Below are 13,802 nucleotides of genomic sequence, written 5' to 3' on the forward strand. Positions count from 1 at the left end.
GGGCGTGAGTGACGCGGGTGCCTATCGAGCAGCGAATCGGCCGATCCGAACAGGTCCGGCCCGAGCAGCCCGAGTACCTCGCCGTTGCCGTCCATGAACGCGTCGTCCATCTGGGCCAAGTGGCGTCGAAGTTGCCTAACGTGTGAGGAATTCGCCCGCCGGTGCGGCGATCAGGTCGACGTTCGGGTCGTGGCCCAGCTTGTCGAGTTCGCGATGTTCGGCGTCCGGAAGCACCGCGGCGATCGCTTTCGCCGCGGTCTTCAGGGTGGCCGCGCTCTGTGCACCGGAGAGCACGAGGACCGGCACGTCGGCGTGCGCCCACTCGACGCCGCGCAGCTTCTCCCCCCGCGCGAACGGGCTGAGCACCGTCCAATCGTGAGGCGTTGAATCCGCCAGGCCCTTCAGGGTTTTCCAGTACGGGGTGATCCGCATGGCCGACACCATCGTCCACGGCACGCCCATGATCTTGCGCAGGTAGTAGCTCACCGCCTTGCCGCGCTTACCCGCGGCGACCAGCGCGCGCAGCTTCGCGTCGGCGTCCTTCGGCGGCACGTGCCCGGACTTGTCCACCACGTACGGCGGCTCGAACGCCACCACCTTCGTCACGCCGGGTGCCCGCTCCGATCCGGCGGCTTGCAGCGCGAGCACCGCGCCCGATGACCACCCGAGCAGCGCCGCCGAACCGCCCGCCGCCTCGATCAGCGCGCCGATGTCGTCGATCTCGCTCCGCACGTCGTACACGCCGGGGGTGTCGCCGCTGTCGCCGCGCCCGCGCCGGTCGTAGTTGAGCACGGTGAGCCCGTGGTCGGCGGCCAGTCGCTCGGCCAGCCGCACCATCTTCGGGAACTTCCGGAAGCTGAGCGCGCCGCCGACCACGATGACCGTCCCCGCCGAACCCTCCCCGATCCGGTCGTAGGCGATGACGGTCCCGTCCGCCGATGTGACGGTCTCCATGCTTGCTCCTCCACCTCTGGCTCGACTCCTGGAAACGGTACCGACCGGTGTTCGCGCACCGCCCGCCGCACCTGGGCACGCCACGCGTATCGGCTGAGCGCGAAGGTCGAGACCCCGTGCGCCCCGACGAACGTGTGCCGGGTTCCATCTCGGCGTGACCCAGCACCGTGCGGTACAGCGGACCCTGATTCCAGCCGGTGCCGTGCGGGAGTTCGGCAGTCCGCACACGGGGCGGCGAACCGCGAACGCGCATACCTGCGTGCACCCACACCCTCAGAACAGCGTCGGCTCCCCGAACCCCGGCGTCCGCTCGATCTCGAGCAGCCGCGCCTTCGTATCGATCCCGCCCGGCGCGGAGAACCCGTGCAGCGCGTGGTCGGCGGCGAGCACGCGGTGGCACGGGATGATGAGTGGAATCGGGTTGCGCCCCAACGCTTGTCCCACGGCCTGCGCCGCGCCGGGCAACCCGAGGCGATCGGCGACCTGGCCGTAGCTGAGGGTGTGGCCCGGGTCGATGGCCCGGGTGATGTCGTAGACCGAGCGGTGGAATTCGGGGACGCCGCCGAGGTCGACGGGAATCCAGCGCAGGTCGTCGAGTTCTCCGGCGAGGTGAGCGCGCACACCGGCCACGGCCTCGGCGATCGCGCCGCCCGGCTCCTCCTCGCGCACCTCGGCGCCGGCGCGGGAGCGCGTGATGCGGGTGCGTGTGGCGTCGGGATCGGCCTCGGGGAGCTGGAAGCGGATCACGCCCGCGTCACTCCACGCGATCGCGCACACGCCGACGGCGGTGTCGAACAGCGCGGCGGAGAACGGACGGACGGGCGCACTCATGTCCCCAGTGTGCACCCGGCCCCCGACAGGTTCGCGACCAGCAGGCCAGTTTTCTGAAACTGGCCTGCTGGTGGCTTCGTTACGAGATGGGCGTGGGCGACGGGGTGGCCTCCGGCTGGAGCGCCGTGCGCATGGTGAGCGATTCGAGGGTGCCCTCGGCTGCGGCCGACGGCAGCCCCTGCGCGTCCGAGTGCGCCCGAACGGCGGCGATGTCAGCGTATTGCCGCAGTTCATCGTAGTGATTCACACCACCCTCGCGGATCGACGCCCACGGGTGGAGCTGGTCGTCGAGCAGCGCGGCTACGGCGTCGCGACGCAGGAGCAGATAGGCGGCGCCGCCCGCGGCGGCGAAGATGAGGACGGTGAGCAAGGCGGTCATGACACCAGAATCGGGCCAACTGGCCTTGCGCCTAAATAGCCACTACCGGAATACTGGACCTTATGGCGACACGAGTGATCGGCGCGGCCGGCCTGGCGCGTGACCTGGGTAACTGGCGCGACATAGGCGCGGACGAGGCGGCGCGCCGGGCCCGCCCGGCCTACCTGGCCCTGGCCGAGGGCATCCGGCTGCTGATCCACGACGGTCGCGCCCCGCTCGGCGTCGCGCTGCCCAGTGAGCGGGATCTCGCGGCCACGCTCGGCGTCAGCCGCACCACCATCACCTCCACCTACGCGCTGCTGCGCGAGCACGGCTACCTGATCAGCCGCCAGGGGTCGCGCAGCACGGTGGCGCTGCCGCCCGCCGTGCCGCACGACGGGGAGCGTCCCGCGCGCAGCATCCTGGCGACGATGTCGCAGCCGGAACTGGCCACCGTGGACCTCACATATGCCGCGATGGCCGCCCCCGCCGAAATGCAGGAGTCGTATGCGGCTGCGCTGCAAGGACTTCCGACCTATCTCGGCACGCACGGCATGGACCCCGTCGGTGTGCTCGCGCTGCGCGAGGCGGTCGCCCGCCGCTACACCGCGCGCGGGCTGCCCACCGAACCCGGGCAGATCCTCATCACGCTCGGCGCCCAGCACGGTCTGCGCCTGCTGCTCAACGTGCTCACCGCGCCCGCGGCCCGCGTGCTGATCGAGCACCCCACCTACCCGAACGCCATCGAGGCGATCCGCGACGTCGGCGCCCGCCCGGTGCCGGTGCCGCTGCTGCCGGAGAACCCCTCGGCCGGGTGGGATCTAGACGGAATCCGCAGCGCCGCAAGGCAAACCGCCGCCACGCTGGCCTACCTGGTGCCCGATTTCAACAACCCCACCGGCATGTTGCTCGACGAGGCGGGCCGCGCCGAACTGGCCGCCATCGCCCGCGACACCCGCATGACGATCGTGGTGGACGAGTCGATGGCCGACCTCGGGCTGGACGTCGACACCATGCCCCCGCCGGTTGCCGCGTTCGGCAAGGGCGCCGAGATCGTGACCATCGGGTCGGCGTCGAAATCGTTCTGGGGTGGTCTGCGCGTCGGCTGGATTCGCACCCACCAGTCGCTCATCACCAAACTGCTGGGCATCCGGTCCACCGTCGACCTCGGCACGCCCGTGGTGGACCAGCTCGCCACCGTGCACCTCATCGAAAACGCCGACGCCATCCTGGAATTGCGCCGCGACCAGTTGCGCGCCCAGCGTTCGGCGCTGCTCACCGCGCTCGCCGAGGAACTGCCCGAGTGGAAGGTGAGCCCCGGCGCGGGCGGCATGTCGGTGTGGGCGCAACTGCCCGCGCCGGTGTCGACCGCTCTGGCCGCCACCGCGCCCAACCACGGCGTATTACTCGCCGCCGGACCGCGATTCGGCGTACAGGGGGCGTTCGAACGCTTCCTCCGCCTGCCCTACACCCACAGTGAGGGCGACTTGCGGATCGCGGTGAAGGGCATCGCCGCGGCCTACGACGCGCTGACCCCGCGGGCCGCCGACCCGTTGAACCCGCTCACGCTGTACTGACGAACTCCTCGCTGCCGCAGCATGCTTCGGCGGCGCGAATACGGGACATCGACGTGCGGGTCCGACCCGGCGGCCGATGACCGCGATCGCGACGGCCGCACCCCCGCGTGAACGCCCAGCGGGAAACCGGGCGTCCACGCGAATGGTCAATCCGCCCAGACGGATTCGATCGGCGTCGCCTCGTCCGGCGGCGGCGTCGGAATTCCGGCCGGTGTCCGGGAGAAGCGCGGCGCCGGGGCGTGCTGGACGACGCCGTCGATCTCCACCAGCCCGTTGCGCGCCACGATGTGCGCGTTCTCGGTGGCCTCGGTGAGGGTCAGGACCGGGGTGACGCAGGCGTCGGTGCCGTCGAACACGGCGGTCCACTCGTCGCGGGTCTTGGTCTTGAACTTCTCGGTGAACAGCTTGCGCAGCTGGTCCTGACCGTTCGGGTCGATCTGGGCGGGCAGGCCCTCGGGGTCGATCTCGAGGCCCTTCAGCAGCAGTTCGTAGAACTGCGGTTCGATCGCGCCGACGGCCATGTACCTGCCGTCGGAGGTCTCGTAGGTGTCGTAGAACGCCATACCGGTGTCGAGCAGGTTGGTGCCGCGCTCGTCGGACCACAGGCCCACGCCGCGCATGCCCCAGATCATGTGCGAGAGCGCCAGCGCGCCGTCGATCATGGCCGAGTCGATCACCTGGCCCTTGCCGGAGCTCTGCCGCTCCACCAGCGCGGCGAGGATGCCGAACACCAGGAACATCGAGCCGCCGCCGAAGTCGCCGACCATGTTCAGCGGCGGCACCGGGCGCTCACCCTTGCGGCCGATGGCGTTGAGCACGCCGGTGAGCGAGATGTAGTTGATGTCGTGGCCCGCGCGCTCGGCCAGCGGCCCGTCCTGGCCCCAGCCGGTCATCCGGCCGTAGACCAGGCGCGGGTTGCGGGCCAGCGCCTCCTCGGGGCCCAGGCCCAGGCGCTCGGTGACGCCGGGGCGGAAGCCCTCGATGAGCACGTCCGCCTTCTCGACGAGCCCGAGCACCTTCTCGATATCGGCGGGGTCCTTGAGGTTGGCCTCCACGATGGTGCGGCCGCGCCACTGCGGGCGCTCCATGAAGCCGGGCAGCAGATTGCGCCGCTGCACCCGCACCACGTCGGCCCCGAGGTCCGCGAGCAGCAGCGCCGCGTGCGGACCGGGGCCGATACCGGCCAGTTCGACAACTCGGATGCCCGCGAGCGGGCCCTGCTTGGTGGCGGTGGATGGTGTGCTCACGCCCTACCTCGGTTCGTCGTTGATCCTTGTGCACCGGCGGACGGTGCCGCGTCGCGGGCGCGTGCCCGCCGATGTTGACATTACGACAATAACGGCGCGCGGTTCCAGGGGAACTTCCGTCGTGCGCGCGGGCGCCCGGTGGGCGAGAATCCCTGCGGCGTGCCTGTGCGCGGAAACGGGAGGAATACCGGCGGTGAGTGTGTGGGGCGAGATTCTCGTCGCGGTGGCGATCTTCGTCGGGATACTCGGCATCATCGTGCCGATCCTGCCGGGGGTGATCCTGATCTTCGGCGCGATCCTGGTGTGGGCGATCGTCACGGGCGGCACCACGGCGTGGGTGGTGTTCGCGGTGAGCACGGTGTTCCTGGTGATCTCCGGCGTCATCAAATACACGTGGCCCGGCCGGAAGATGAAGGACGCGGGCGTGTCGAACCGCGCGATCTTCCTCGGCTTCGTCCTCGGAATCATCGGCTTCTTCGTGATCCCGGTGGTCGGGTTGTTCGTGGGTTTCGTACTCGGCGTCTATCTTTCGGAACTGCATCGGTTGCGCGAGAACCGGCAGGCCTGGGTGGCGACGAAACACGCGCTCAAAGGTGTGGGCTTGTCGATCCTCATCGAACTCTTCGGCGCGCTGCTGGCGACCGGCGTGTGGATCGTGGGGGCGTTCATCGCCTGACCGTGGTGAGCCCACTCCCGCGGGCTCACCACCGGGCACTCAGCGACGCTGAAGCGTGACCCCGGCCAGCGGATACGGAATGCTCGCCGGGGTGTCGGCGATGTTCACCGTCCCGATCCAGTGCCCCTGCCGCGGGTCGATATCGCGCAGGTCGAACCCGAGCGGGAACGCGAACGTCACGTACGTCTGGTCCGGGCCGATGGGCCGCTGCCTACCGGGGTGGACGCCGCCGAAGCAGGCCAGATCGGTGTTCACGCCGTTCGGGTGGACGCGCAGTTCGCAGTTCTCCAGTGGCGAACCCACGACATTGGAGGGGTGCCGGACGATGTGGTAGTTCCCGGGCGGAATGACGCCGTTGCGCGGGAATTCGGGGTCGTCGGCGGTGGCGACGGCCGGGGCGACGGAGAGGGCCGCGGCGGCCAGGGCGATGCCCAGTCCCGCGATGGAGCCGAACTTCATTGTGGGGCCTCCGGATCGAATCGTTCAGGGCGGTTCGTTCGATCCCCACCGTATACCGCACGTCGGACGATCCGGCCGCGCGCCTATTCGACCGTCGGGAACGGAATCGTGTCCGTCTGGGTGTTTTTCGGCGGTGCCTCGCGGCGCAACGGCGTCGTGGGCTCGATCGGATGCAGCGGCAGTGTCGGGGCCGGATCCTCCACGTTCCTTTCCACCGGCGGCAGCCGGTAGAAAGCGCGCGCGTTGTCCTCCAGCACCGCGTACATGTCCACGCCCACCACATCGCAGATCAGGTCCACGTCGGTGTCTTCGAACGGGCGCCCGGCCCTGGTGCCGGGCAGATCGGTGCCGAACATCAGCGCCTGCGGATTCACCGCGTGGATGCGGCGCAGCGTGTCGGCGACCTGCATCTCCACCCGGCCGAACCCCGTCGCCTTCACCCGCGCCCCGCGGTCCACCAGGTCCAGCAGGTAGGGCAGGCCGTCGGCCGACATGCCGAGGTGGTCGATCGACAGCGCGGGCAGTTTGGTGATCACCGGTTGCAGCGAGGCCAGCATCTGGCCGTCGATATACAGCTCGACGTGCCAGCCCACCAGTTCGTGCGCGCGCAGCGCCAGCACGGTCATCTGGGTGATGTCGGTGGCGGCGCGCTTGAGGTTGAACCGCATCGCCCGCACGCCGGCGCGGTCGAGGTCGGCGATCTCGTCGTCGGTGGCGTCCAGGTGCAGGTTGGTGACGCCCACCCAGCCCTCGCCGAGCTCGGCCAGCGCGGCCTTCAGATACGTCTGGTCGGTCCCCTGGAACGACCCGCTCACCACGGCGCCACCGCCGATATCGAAGCGCGACATCCGTTTTCGATAGTCGGCGATGGTGTAGGGGTCGGGCAGGTAGCCCTCGTTCTCGATCAGCGGAAACCGCGGATCGATGATGTGGACATGGGCATCGAACACGGGTACAGAATGCCTCGAGTAGGGGTTCGCGGCGCGTCGGCCGGGAACGGTTTGCCGGTCGGGCCGCCCCGACGGGCGCGGACGGCGGTGCGGTGGCCGAAAGCAAAGGGTCGCGGCGGGTGCACCCGCCGCGACCGTGCGCTCACACCTTGTGCGGTTCGCTGGCGCGCAGCATGTCCTCGCGCTCCACGACCTTCACCCGCTCGCGGCCCTCGGGCTCGCCCAGCGAGCGCTCGTGCGCGTCCAGGCGGTACCAGCCGGCCCACGTGGTGAACGGGATGCCCTTGCCCTCGAGGAAGTCCACCACGGCCTGCGGATCGGGCTCCGGCGCCGGGGTGAAGTTCGCGGCGTCGTCGAGCAGGCAGGCGATGGTCTCGTTGGCGTCGCCCTTGGTGTGGCCGATCAGGCCCACCGGGCCGCGCTTGATCCAGCCGGTCACGTAGGTGGCGGGCAGGTAGCGGGCGGCGCCGTCGGCGTTCTCGTCGGCGATGACGCGGCCTGCCTCGTTCGGCACGGTGCCCGCCTGGTCGTCGAACGGCAGGCTGCTGATGTTCTGCGACAGGTAGCCGACCGCGCGGTAGACGGCCTGCACGTCCCAGTCCCGGTAGGTGCCGGTGCCCTTGACGTTGCCGGTGCCGTCGAGCTGGGTGCGCTCGGTGCGCAGGCCGATCACCTTGCCGTTCTCGTCGCCCAGCACCTCGGCGGGCGATTCGAAGAAGTGCAGGAACAGCTTGTGCGGGCGGTCGCCCTGGTCGCGGATGGCCCACTGCTCGAGGGTGTTGGCCACCATGTCGACCTGCTTGGAGTGCCTGCGCGCGGCCTCGGAGCCCTCGTCGTAGTCGATGTCCTCGGGATCGACGATGACCTCGATGGTGGGCGAGTGGTCCAGCTCGCGCAGCTCCAGCGGGGTGAACTTGGCCTGCGCCGGGCCGCGGCGGCCGAACACGTGCACCTCGACGGCCTTGTTCTGCTTGAGGCCCTCGTAGACGTTCGGCGGGATCTCGGTCGGCAGCAGTTCGTCACCGGTCTTGGCCAGCACGCGGGCGATGTCGAGGGCGACGTTGCCGACGCCCAGCACCGCGACCTTCTCGGCGTCCAGCGGCCAGGTGCGCGGCACGTCGGGGTGCCCGTCGTACCAGGAGACGAAGTCGGCGGCGCCGTAGGAGCCGTCCAGGTCGATGCCGGGGATCGGCAGCGCGCGGTCGGCGTTGGCGCCGGTGGAGAAGATCACCGCGTCGTAGAAGCGGCGCAGGTCGTCGAGGGTGATGTCGGTGCCGTAGTCGATATTGCCGAGCAGGCGCACCTGCTCCTTGTCGAGCACCTTGTGCAGGGCGGTGATGATGCCCTTGATGCGCGGGTGGTCGGGGGCGACGCCGTAGCGGATCAGCCCGAACGGCGCGGGCATGCGCTCGTACAGGTCGATCGACACGTCGGCGTCGGACTTCATCAACGCGTCGGCGGCGTAGATACCGGCCGGTCCCGCACCCACGATCGCGATGCGGAGCGGTCGGGGCCCCGCGGTGGGCGCGTCAGACCCGGAGGCGGCAGCCTGCGTCACCACGGAGGGTTCGCGAACACCGCCATTGGACACTGCACTCTGTTCGGTCATCTCTTACGCGCACCCTTATGGTCGAAACGTCAACGTCGGCGGTCTTAGCTTAGGCTAAGTTCATCGAGCGCCGTGGGTACGCCCCCCAACGCCCACCGCGACGGCTGTGGTTGTGGCGATTCTATCCGTGCCACTGTGCACTACCCGCGCCGGTGCGTCGAACACGGTCGGGGATCATCGATCCATGACCGAGCAGCAGCCGCCCGACGAAGGTGAATCAATTCCGATCGACCAGACCGATCGGCGCTCGTTGGCGCCGTTCGTGGCCGCCGCCGTGGTGGCGGGAATCGTCCTGGTGGCGATCGTGCTCGGCGGCGTGCTCGCGCCCGCTGAGAAAAATGTCACAGAGGCCGACCGGGTCTCCGCGGCCGTGCGCAACTTCGTCGAGGGGACCAACAGCAGCGACCTGGTGCCGCCGCCCGGCACCGGCTGCGCCGACTTCGACCCCGAACGGTCCCCGCTGGCCGGACAAGAGGGTTCGGGCAAGACGATTCAGGTGAAGAACATCGCCGCGCCCGCCATCGACGGCGAGAAGGCGACCGTGTCCGTCACCACCGACGTCGAGGGCGCCGAGCGCACCGCCACCTGGAACCTGATCCGCGCCGACGGTAAATGGCTGGTCTGCACTGTTTGACAGGGTGCGGGCCCGCGGTGCAATCTCGTCGCTGAGGTCATGAGAACCAGCGTCAAGCCCCGGCTGGCTGGTCGGCAACCCTCCTCCGCGGTGGGGTGCTCCGGGTGACGACCTGGCCGCGCGCCGAACCCGGGCGCGGCAAGTGCGGATTCCACAGGAGGTCCACATGAGTTATGCCGGTGACATCACCCCGCGGCAGGCGTGGGAAGTGTTGCGCGACAACCCCGCCGCCGTCCTGGTCGACGTGCGTACCGACGCCGAATGGCGTTTCGTCGGCGTGCCCGACGTCAGTTCGCTCGACCGCCGCACGGTCCTGATCGAGTGGGTCGACAGCACGGGCGCCCGCAACCCGCGCTTCGCCGACCAGCTGAAGCAGGAACTGGCCGACCGGGCCGAGGACGCACCCGTGCTGTTCATCTGTCGCTCCGGCCAGCGTTCCGCGCACGCGGCGCGCGTGGCCACCGAACTCGGCATCGGGCCTTCTTACAACGTGTCCGAGGGTTTCGAGGGCGGTCTGGACGCGTCCGGGCACCGCGGTTCGACCGGGTGGCGCGCCGAGGGCCTCCCGTGGAGCCAGTCGTGATCACCGGTGGCGCCTTCGACAAACCGCTGCCCGAGGGCGTCGGTCCCGCCACGCTCGGCGTGCGCGGCGGCCTGCGCCGCTCCGGTTTCGAGGAGACCGCCGAGGCGCTGTATCTGACCTCCGGATTCGTCTACGAGAGCGCCGAGGCCGCCGAGGCCGCGTTCACCGGCGAGGTGGAGCACTTCGTCTACTCCCGCTACGGCAACCCGACGGTCGCCATGTTCGAGGAGCGCATCCGCCTGATCGACGGGGCCGAGGCCGCGTTCGCCACGGCCAGCGGCATGTCGGCGGTGTTCACCGCGCTCGGCGCGCTGCTCGGCGCCGGCGACCGGCTGGTGGCGGCGCGCAGCCTGTTCGGTTCGTGCTTCGTGGTGTGCAACGAGATCCTGCCGCGCTGGGGGGTGGAGACCGTCTTCGTCGACGGTGAGGATCTGGACCAGTGGGAGGCGGCGCTGTCGAAGCCCACCGCCGCGGTGTTCTTCGAGACGCCGGCCAACCCGATGCAGACCCTGGTCGACGTGCGCAAGGTGACCGAGCTCGCGCACGCGGCGGGCGCGAAGGTGGTGCTGGACAACGTCTTCGCGACCCCGCTGCTGCAAAAGGGCTTCGAGCTCGGCGCCGACGTGGTGGTCTACTCGGGCACCAAGCACATCGACGGGCAGGGCCGCGTGCTGGGCGGCGCCATCCTCGGCACGCAGGACTACATCGACGGACCCGTGAAAACCCTGATGCGCCATACGGGTCCGGCGCTGAGCCCTTTCAACGCCTGGACCCTGCTCAAGGGGCTCGAGACCATGCCGCTGCGGGTGCGCTACTCCACCGAGTCCGCGCTGCGCGTCGCGCGCTTCCTCGAGGAGAACAAGGGCGTGCGCTGGGTGAAATACCCCTTCCTGGAATCACATCCGCAGTACGATCTGGCCCGCGGCCAGATGTCGGGCGGCGGCACCGTGGTCACCTTCGAACTCGACGCCCCCGAGGGCGAAGGGAAGAAGCGCGCCTTCGAGGTGCTCAACCGTTTGCGCATCATCGACATCTCCAACAACCTCGGCGACGCGAAATCCCTCATCACCCACCCCGCCACCACCACCCACCGCGCCATGGGTCCGGAGGGTCGCGCCACCATCGGATTGACCGATGGTGTGGTGCGGATTTCGGTGGGGTTGGAGGATACCGAGGACCTGCTCGCGGATCTGGAACAGGCGCTGGGGTAGGAACGATTCCCGCGCGGCTCGCTGGTCTCGCGGGCCGCGCGTGATTCGTTCGAGCGCGGAAACCGGCTTCGAGGTCACGGGCTACCGTGAATTGTCACGTCTTCCCACAGTGCGAACTCGGCCTCCTGGGATGGCGTCCCATCCCAGGGGTTGGTCTGGAAGTTGCCGTCCCGGACCTCTCGGACCCAGGACCCGGGAAGATCTTGGCGGAAGTTGGCGACCAAGAGAACGACGGTGCGCTGCCCGTGCATGCGGATATCGCGTTCGCGGTTCGAGGTTGCTCTGCTGTCAACAGCAATATGCGGATGCGATCGGCTTCGCACCTGGCCGGGGCTCGTCGGGCTACTGATCACGGAGCGTACCCGTGATCAGTAGCAGGGTTCCTCTTCGCTGGCCATCCTGGTCGCGGAGCGAAAGGCGGTGCGGCCGCGGGTTGTAAGTGCGCCCGCACCGCCTTTCACGGTCGACCGTGTCGTTGGCGGTGACTGCCGACAGTCGGAACGGTTGATTCGCCCGTGGAAGTATCGGATCGCCATCACTTACGGTGCCGCGCCCATGCGGTGCGCGCGATTTCGCTTCCGGTGCGCTCGAATTCTCTTGTAGCTCAGCCCAGTTTGCGCAGGCGGGGGGCGATGTCGCGGGCGAAGAGGTCGAGGAAGCGGCGTTGGTCGTGGCCGGGGGCGTGGAAGACGAGGTGGTTGAGGCCCGCGTCCAGGTAGGGCTTGATCTGGTCGACGGCTTCGTCGGGGTCGCTGGCGACGATCCAGCGCTTGGCGATCTGCTCGATGGGCAGGGCGTCGGCGGCGGCTTCCATTTCGATGGGGTCGGTGATGGAGTGCTTCTGCTCGGCGGTGAGGGAGAGTGGCGCCCAGAAGCGCGTATTCTCCAGCGCCAGTTCGGGATCGGTGTCGTAGGAGATCTTGATCTCGATCATGCGGTCGATATCGGAGACCTCGCGGCCCCCTTTCGCCGCACCCTCCGCGACGGCCGGCATCAATTTCTCCGTGTAGAGGTCCATGCCCTTGCCGGAAGTGCAGATGAAACCATCACCCGCGCGGCCGGCGTATCGCGCGACCAGCGGGCCGCCCGCCGCGACATAGATCGGAATGCCGCCCTCGGGCACGTCGTAAATGGAAGCGCCGACGGTCTTGTAGTACTGCCCGTCGTAATCGACGCGGTCGCCGGTCCACAGCGCGCGCATCAACTCGACCGACTCGCGCAGGCGCGCGAAACGCTCCTTGAATTCCGGCCATTCGCCGGTGTAGCCGGTGGCGATTTCGTTGAGCGCCTCGCCCGTGCCGACGCCGAGCATCACGCGGCCCGGGTACAGGCAGCCCATGGTGGCGAACGCCTGCGCGATGACCGCCGGGTTGTACCGGAAGGTCGGCGTGAGCACCGAGGTGCCCAGCAAGATGCGCTGGGTGCGCTCACCGACCGCGGCCATCCACGCCAGGGAGAACGGCGCGTGCCCGCCCTTGTGCCGCCACGGCTGGAAATGATCGCTGACCGTCGCGCTGTCGAGGCCGTGTTCCTCGGCGAGCACCGCGATCTCCACCAGTTCGCGCGGTCCGAACTGTTCCGCCGACGCCTTGTATCCGAGCTTCAGCTCACTCATGTGCGCCACTCCTGTCGCTTCGCTGTGTGGGTGCGGAGTTCCGCACGCCGTCGGCCACCGGGACGCGGCCGGTGTCGCGAGGGGGCAGCGGCGGCCGGGTCCGGAGGCGTCCTTTCCGACCATAGTCAGCGCGGTGAACCCGCGTGGGGCGGGCCGGTTCTGCCGCAAGTCGCGTGCTTGTTCGGGCGCGATAGCCGACAATTGTCCGGTGACCGCAGAAACCGAACCGATCCTGTCCTATCTCACCGACATGGACGGGGTGCTGGTGAGCGAGGAACACCTGGTGCCCGGCGCCGACGAGTTCCTCGCCGAACTGCGCGCCAACGAGACGCCGTTCCTCGTGCTCACCAATAACTCCATCCGCACCCCGCGCGACCTCCAAGCTCGCCTGCGCCAGACCGGTCTCGACGTCCCCGAGGAGTCGATCTGGACGTCGGCGCTGGCCACCGCCACCTTCCTCAACGACCAGCGTCCCGGCGGAACCGCCTATGTGGTCGGCGAATCGGGGCTGACCACCGCGCTGCACGAGATCGGGTACGTGCTCACCGAACGCGACCCCGACTACGTGGTGCTCGGCGAGACGCGCACCTACTCGTTCGAGGCCATCACCACCGCGATCCGCCTGGTCGAACGCGGCGCCCGCTTCATCGCCACCAACCCCGACGCCACCGGCCCCTCCCGCGAGGGCGTCCTGCCAGCCACCGGCTCGGTCGCCGCGCTCATCACCCGCGCCACCGGCCGCGAACCGTACTACGTCGGCAAACCGAACCCGCTCATGATGCGTTCGGCCCTGCGCCGCATCGGCGCCCACTCCCAGTCCACGGTCATGATCGGCGACCGCATGGACACCGACGTCATCGCCGGCCTCGAAGCGGGCATGCGCACCATCCTCGTCACCACCGGCATCTCCACCCGCGCCTCCGTGGAAGGTTTCCCCTACCGCCCCACCGCCGTCATCGACTCCGTGGCCGACCTCATCGGCCGCACCCGAAAGCCCTTCGAGTAGATCGGTTCGCATCGCCGGGAGCAGGCAAAACGACGCCTGCTCGCGGCCCGGACGGGTGCTATAGTGGCCATGCGCCCGAGTGGGTGCGGGAA

Annotated in this window: 14 protein-coding genes and 1 riboswitch; of the genes, 6 read left to right on the plus strand and 8 right to left on the minus strand. The window is 69.2% G+C overall.

What is annotated here, in order from left to right; genetic code table 11:
• Nucleotides 1-135: 135 nt before the first annotated feature.
• The 3 genes from OHB21_RS09995 to OHB21_RS10005 form a co-directional block, all read right to left on the minus strand.
• Nucleotides 136-954: an alpha/beta fold hydrolase gene (locus tag OHB21_RS09995; protein ID WP_195124557.1), complete on the minus strand. Its 819-nt coding sequence runs from the start codon at nt 952-954 to the stop codon at nt 136-138.
• Between the two features lie 273 nt (nt 955-1,227).
• Complete coding sequence (locus OHB21_RS10000; RefSeq protein WP_195124558.1) at nt 1,228-1,785, minus strand: methylated-DNA--[protein]-cysteine S-methyltransferase; 558 nt, start codon at nt 1,783-1,785, stop codon at nt 1,228-1,230.
• A 79-nt stretch (nt 1,786-1,864) separates the two neighbouring features.
• Nucleotides 1,865-2,164 carry a hypothetical protein gene (locus OHB21_RS10005; RefSeq protein WP_067511902.1) on the minus strand — a complete coding sequence of 100 codons (300 nt, stop codon included), beginning with the start codon at nt 2,162-2,164 and terminating at the stop codon, nt 1,865-1,867.
• 62 nt (nt 2,165-2,226) lie between these two features.
• Between OHB21_RS10005 and yczR the strand changes: the two genes are divergently transcribed.
• On the plus strand, nt 2,227-3,720 hold the full coding sequence (gene yczR, locus OHB21_RS10010; RefSeq protein WP_067511900.1) for a MocR-like transcription factor YczR: 1,494 nt from the start codon (nt 2,227-2,229) through the stop codon (nt 3,718-3,720).
• A gap of 146 nt (nt 3,721-3,866) precedes the next feature.
• Here yczR and OHB21_RS10015 read toward each other — a convergent pair whose 3' ends face one another.
• Nucleotides 3,867-4,967, minus strand: coding sequence for a CaiB/BaiF CoA transferase family protein (locus tag OHB21_RS10015; protein ID WP_067511898.1), 1,101 nt, complete (start codon nt 4,965-4,967; stop codon nt 3,867-3,869).
• A 193-nt stretch (nt 4,968-5,160) separates the two neighbouring features.
• Between OHB21_RS10015 and OHB21_RS10020 the strand changes: the two genes are divergently transcribed.
• Nucleotides 5,161-5,643 (plus strand): DUF456 domain-containing protein, encoded by a 483-nt coding sequence (locus OHB21_RS10020; RefSeq protein WP_067511896.1) that lies wholly within the window; start codon nt 5,161-5,163, stop codon nt 5,641-5,643.
• 39 nt (nt 5,644-5,682) lie between these two features.
• Here the strand turns inward: OHB21_RS10020 and OHB21_RS10025 are convergent, their stop codons facing one another.
• From OHB21_RS10025 to OHB21_RS10035, 3 genes are all read right to left on the minus strand, one after another.
• Nucleotides 5,683-6,102: a hypothetical protein gene (locus OHB21_RS10025; RefSeq protein WP_067511894.1), complete on the minus strand. Its 420-nt coding sequence runs from the start codon at nt 6,100-6,102 to the stop codon at nt 5,683-5,685.
• An 83-nt stretch (nt 6,103-6,185) separates the two neighbouring features.
• Complete coding sequence (locus OHB21_RS10030; protein WP_067511892.1) at nt 6,186-7,052, minus strand: amidohydrolase family protein; 867 nt, start codon at nt 7,050-7,052, stop codon at nt 6,186-6,188.
• A gap of 142 nt (nt 7,053-7,194) precedes the next feature.
• Nucleotides 7,195-8,550 carry an FAD-dependent oxidoreductase gene (locus OHB21_RS10035; protein ID WP_232331847.1) on the minus strand — a complete coding sequence of 452 codons (1,356 nt, stop codon included), beginning with the start codon at nt 8,548-8,550 and terminating at the stop codon, nt 7,195-7,197.
• A gap of 295 nt (nt 8,551-8,845) precedes the next feature.
• Here OHB21_RS10035 and OHB21_RS10040 point away from each other — a divergent pair, with 295 nt between their 5' ends.
• The 3 genes from OHB21_RS10040 (at nt 8,846) to OHB21_RS10050 (ending at nt 11,089) form a co-directional block, all read left to right on the plus strand.
• Complete coding sequence (locus tag OHB21_RS10040) at nt 8,846-9,295, plus strand: Rv0361 family membrane protein (RefSeq protein WP_067511890.1); 450 nt, start codon at nt 8,846-8,848, stop codon at nt 9,293-9,295.
• Between the two features lie 35 nt (nt 9,296-9,330).
• Nucleotides 9,331-9,446, plus strand: a riboswitch (SAM riboswitch).
• A 15-nt stretch (nt 9,447-9,461) separates the two neighbouring features.
• Nucleotides 9,462-9,878 (plus strand): rhodanese-like domain-containing protein, encoded by a 417-nt coding sequence (locus OHB21_RS10045; RefSeq protein WP_067511924.1) that lies wholly within the window; start codon nt 9,462-9,464, stop codon nt 9,876-9,878.
• On the plus strand, nt 9,875-11,089 hold the full coding sequence (locus tag OHB21_RS10050) for an O-succinylhomoserine sulfhydrylase (protein WP_067511922.1): 1,215 nt from the start codon (nt 9,875-9,877) through the stop codon (nt 11,087-11,089). The genes OHB21_RS10045 and OHB21_RS10050 overlap by 4 nt, the downstream gene beginning before the upstream one ends.
• A gap of 604 nt (nt 11,090-11,693) precedes the next feature.
• Here OHB21_RS10050 and fgd read toward each other — a convergent pair.
• Nucleotides 11,694-12,704 carry a glucose-6-phosphate dehydrogenase (coenzyme-F420) gene (gene fgd, locus OHB21_RS10055; protein WP_195124559.1) on the minus strand — a complete coding sequence of 337 codons (1,011 nt, stop codon included), beginning with the start codon at nt 12,702-12,704 and terminating at the stop codon, nt 11,694-11,696.
• A 250-nt stretch (nt 12,705-12,954) separates the two neighbouring features.
• On the opposite strand from fgd, the gene OHB21_RS10060 reads away from it, so the two are divergent.
• The gene (locus OHB21_RS10060; RefSeq protein ID WP_067511921.1) at nt 12,955-13,710 is read left to right on the plus strand and encodes an HAD-IIA family hydrolase; all 756 of its coding nucleotides are present in this window, start codon (nt 12,955-12,957) and stop codon (nt 13,708-13,710) included.
• Nucleotides 13,711-13,802 lie beyond the last annotated feature (92 nt).

It is taken from the genome of Nocardia puris (genome assembly GCF_036051655.1).
GTDB lineage: Bacteria > Actinomycetota > Actinomycetes > Mycobacteriales > Mycobacteriaceae > Nocardia > Nocardia puris.

Bases quoted from the DNA above. Each gene is read 5' to 3' on its own strand.
- OHB21_RS09995 (WP_195124557.1), bottom strand. From the start codon at position 954: ATGGAGACCGTCACATCGGCGGACGGGACCGTCATCGCCTACGACCGG.
- OHB21_RS10000 (WP_195124558.1), bottom strand. From the start codon at position 1,785: ATGAGTGCGCCCGTCCGTCCGTTCTCCGCCGCGCTGTTCGACACCGCC.
- OHB21_RS10005 (WP_067511902.1), bottom strand. From the start codon at position 2,164: ATGACCGCCTTGCTCACCGTCCTCATCTTCGCCGCCGCGGGCGGCGCC.
- yczR (WP_067511900.1), top strand. From the start codon at position 2,227: ATGGCGACACGAGTGATCGGCGCGGCCGGCCTGGCGCGTGACCTGGGT.
- OHB21_RS10025 (WP_067511894.1), bottom strand. From the start codon at position 6,102: ATGAAGTTCGGCTCCATCGCGGGACTGGGCATCGCCCTGGCCGCCGCG.
- OHB21_RS10040 (WP_067511890.1), top strand. From the start codon at position 8,846: ATGACCGAGCAGCAGCCGCCCGACGAAGGTGAATCAATTCCGATCGAC.
- OHB21_RS10045 (WP_067511924.1), top strand. From the start codon at position 9,462: ATGAGTTATGCCGGTGACATCACCCCGCGGCAGGCGTGGGAAGTGTTG.
- fgd (WP_195124559.1), bottom strand. From the start codon at position 12,704: ATGAGTGAGCTGAAGCTCGGATACAAGGCGTCGGCGGAACAGTTCGGA.
- OHB21_RS10060 (WP_067511921.1), top strand. From the start codon at position 12,955: ATGGACGGGGTGCTGGTGAGCGAGGAACACCTGGTGCCCGGCGCCGAC.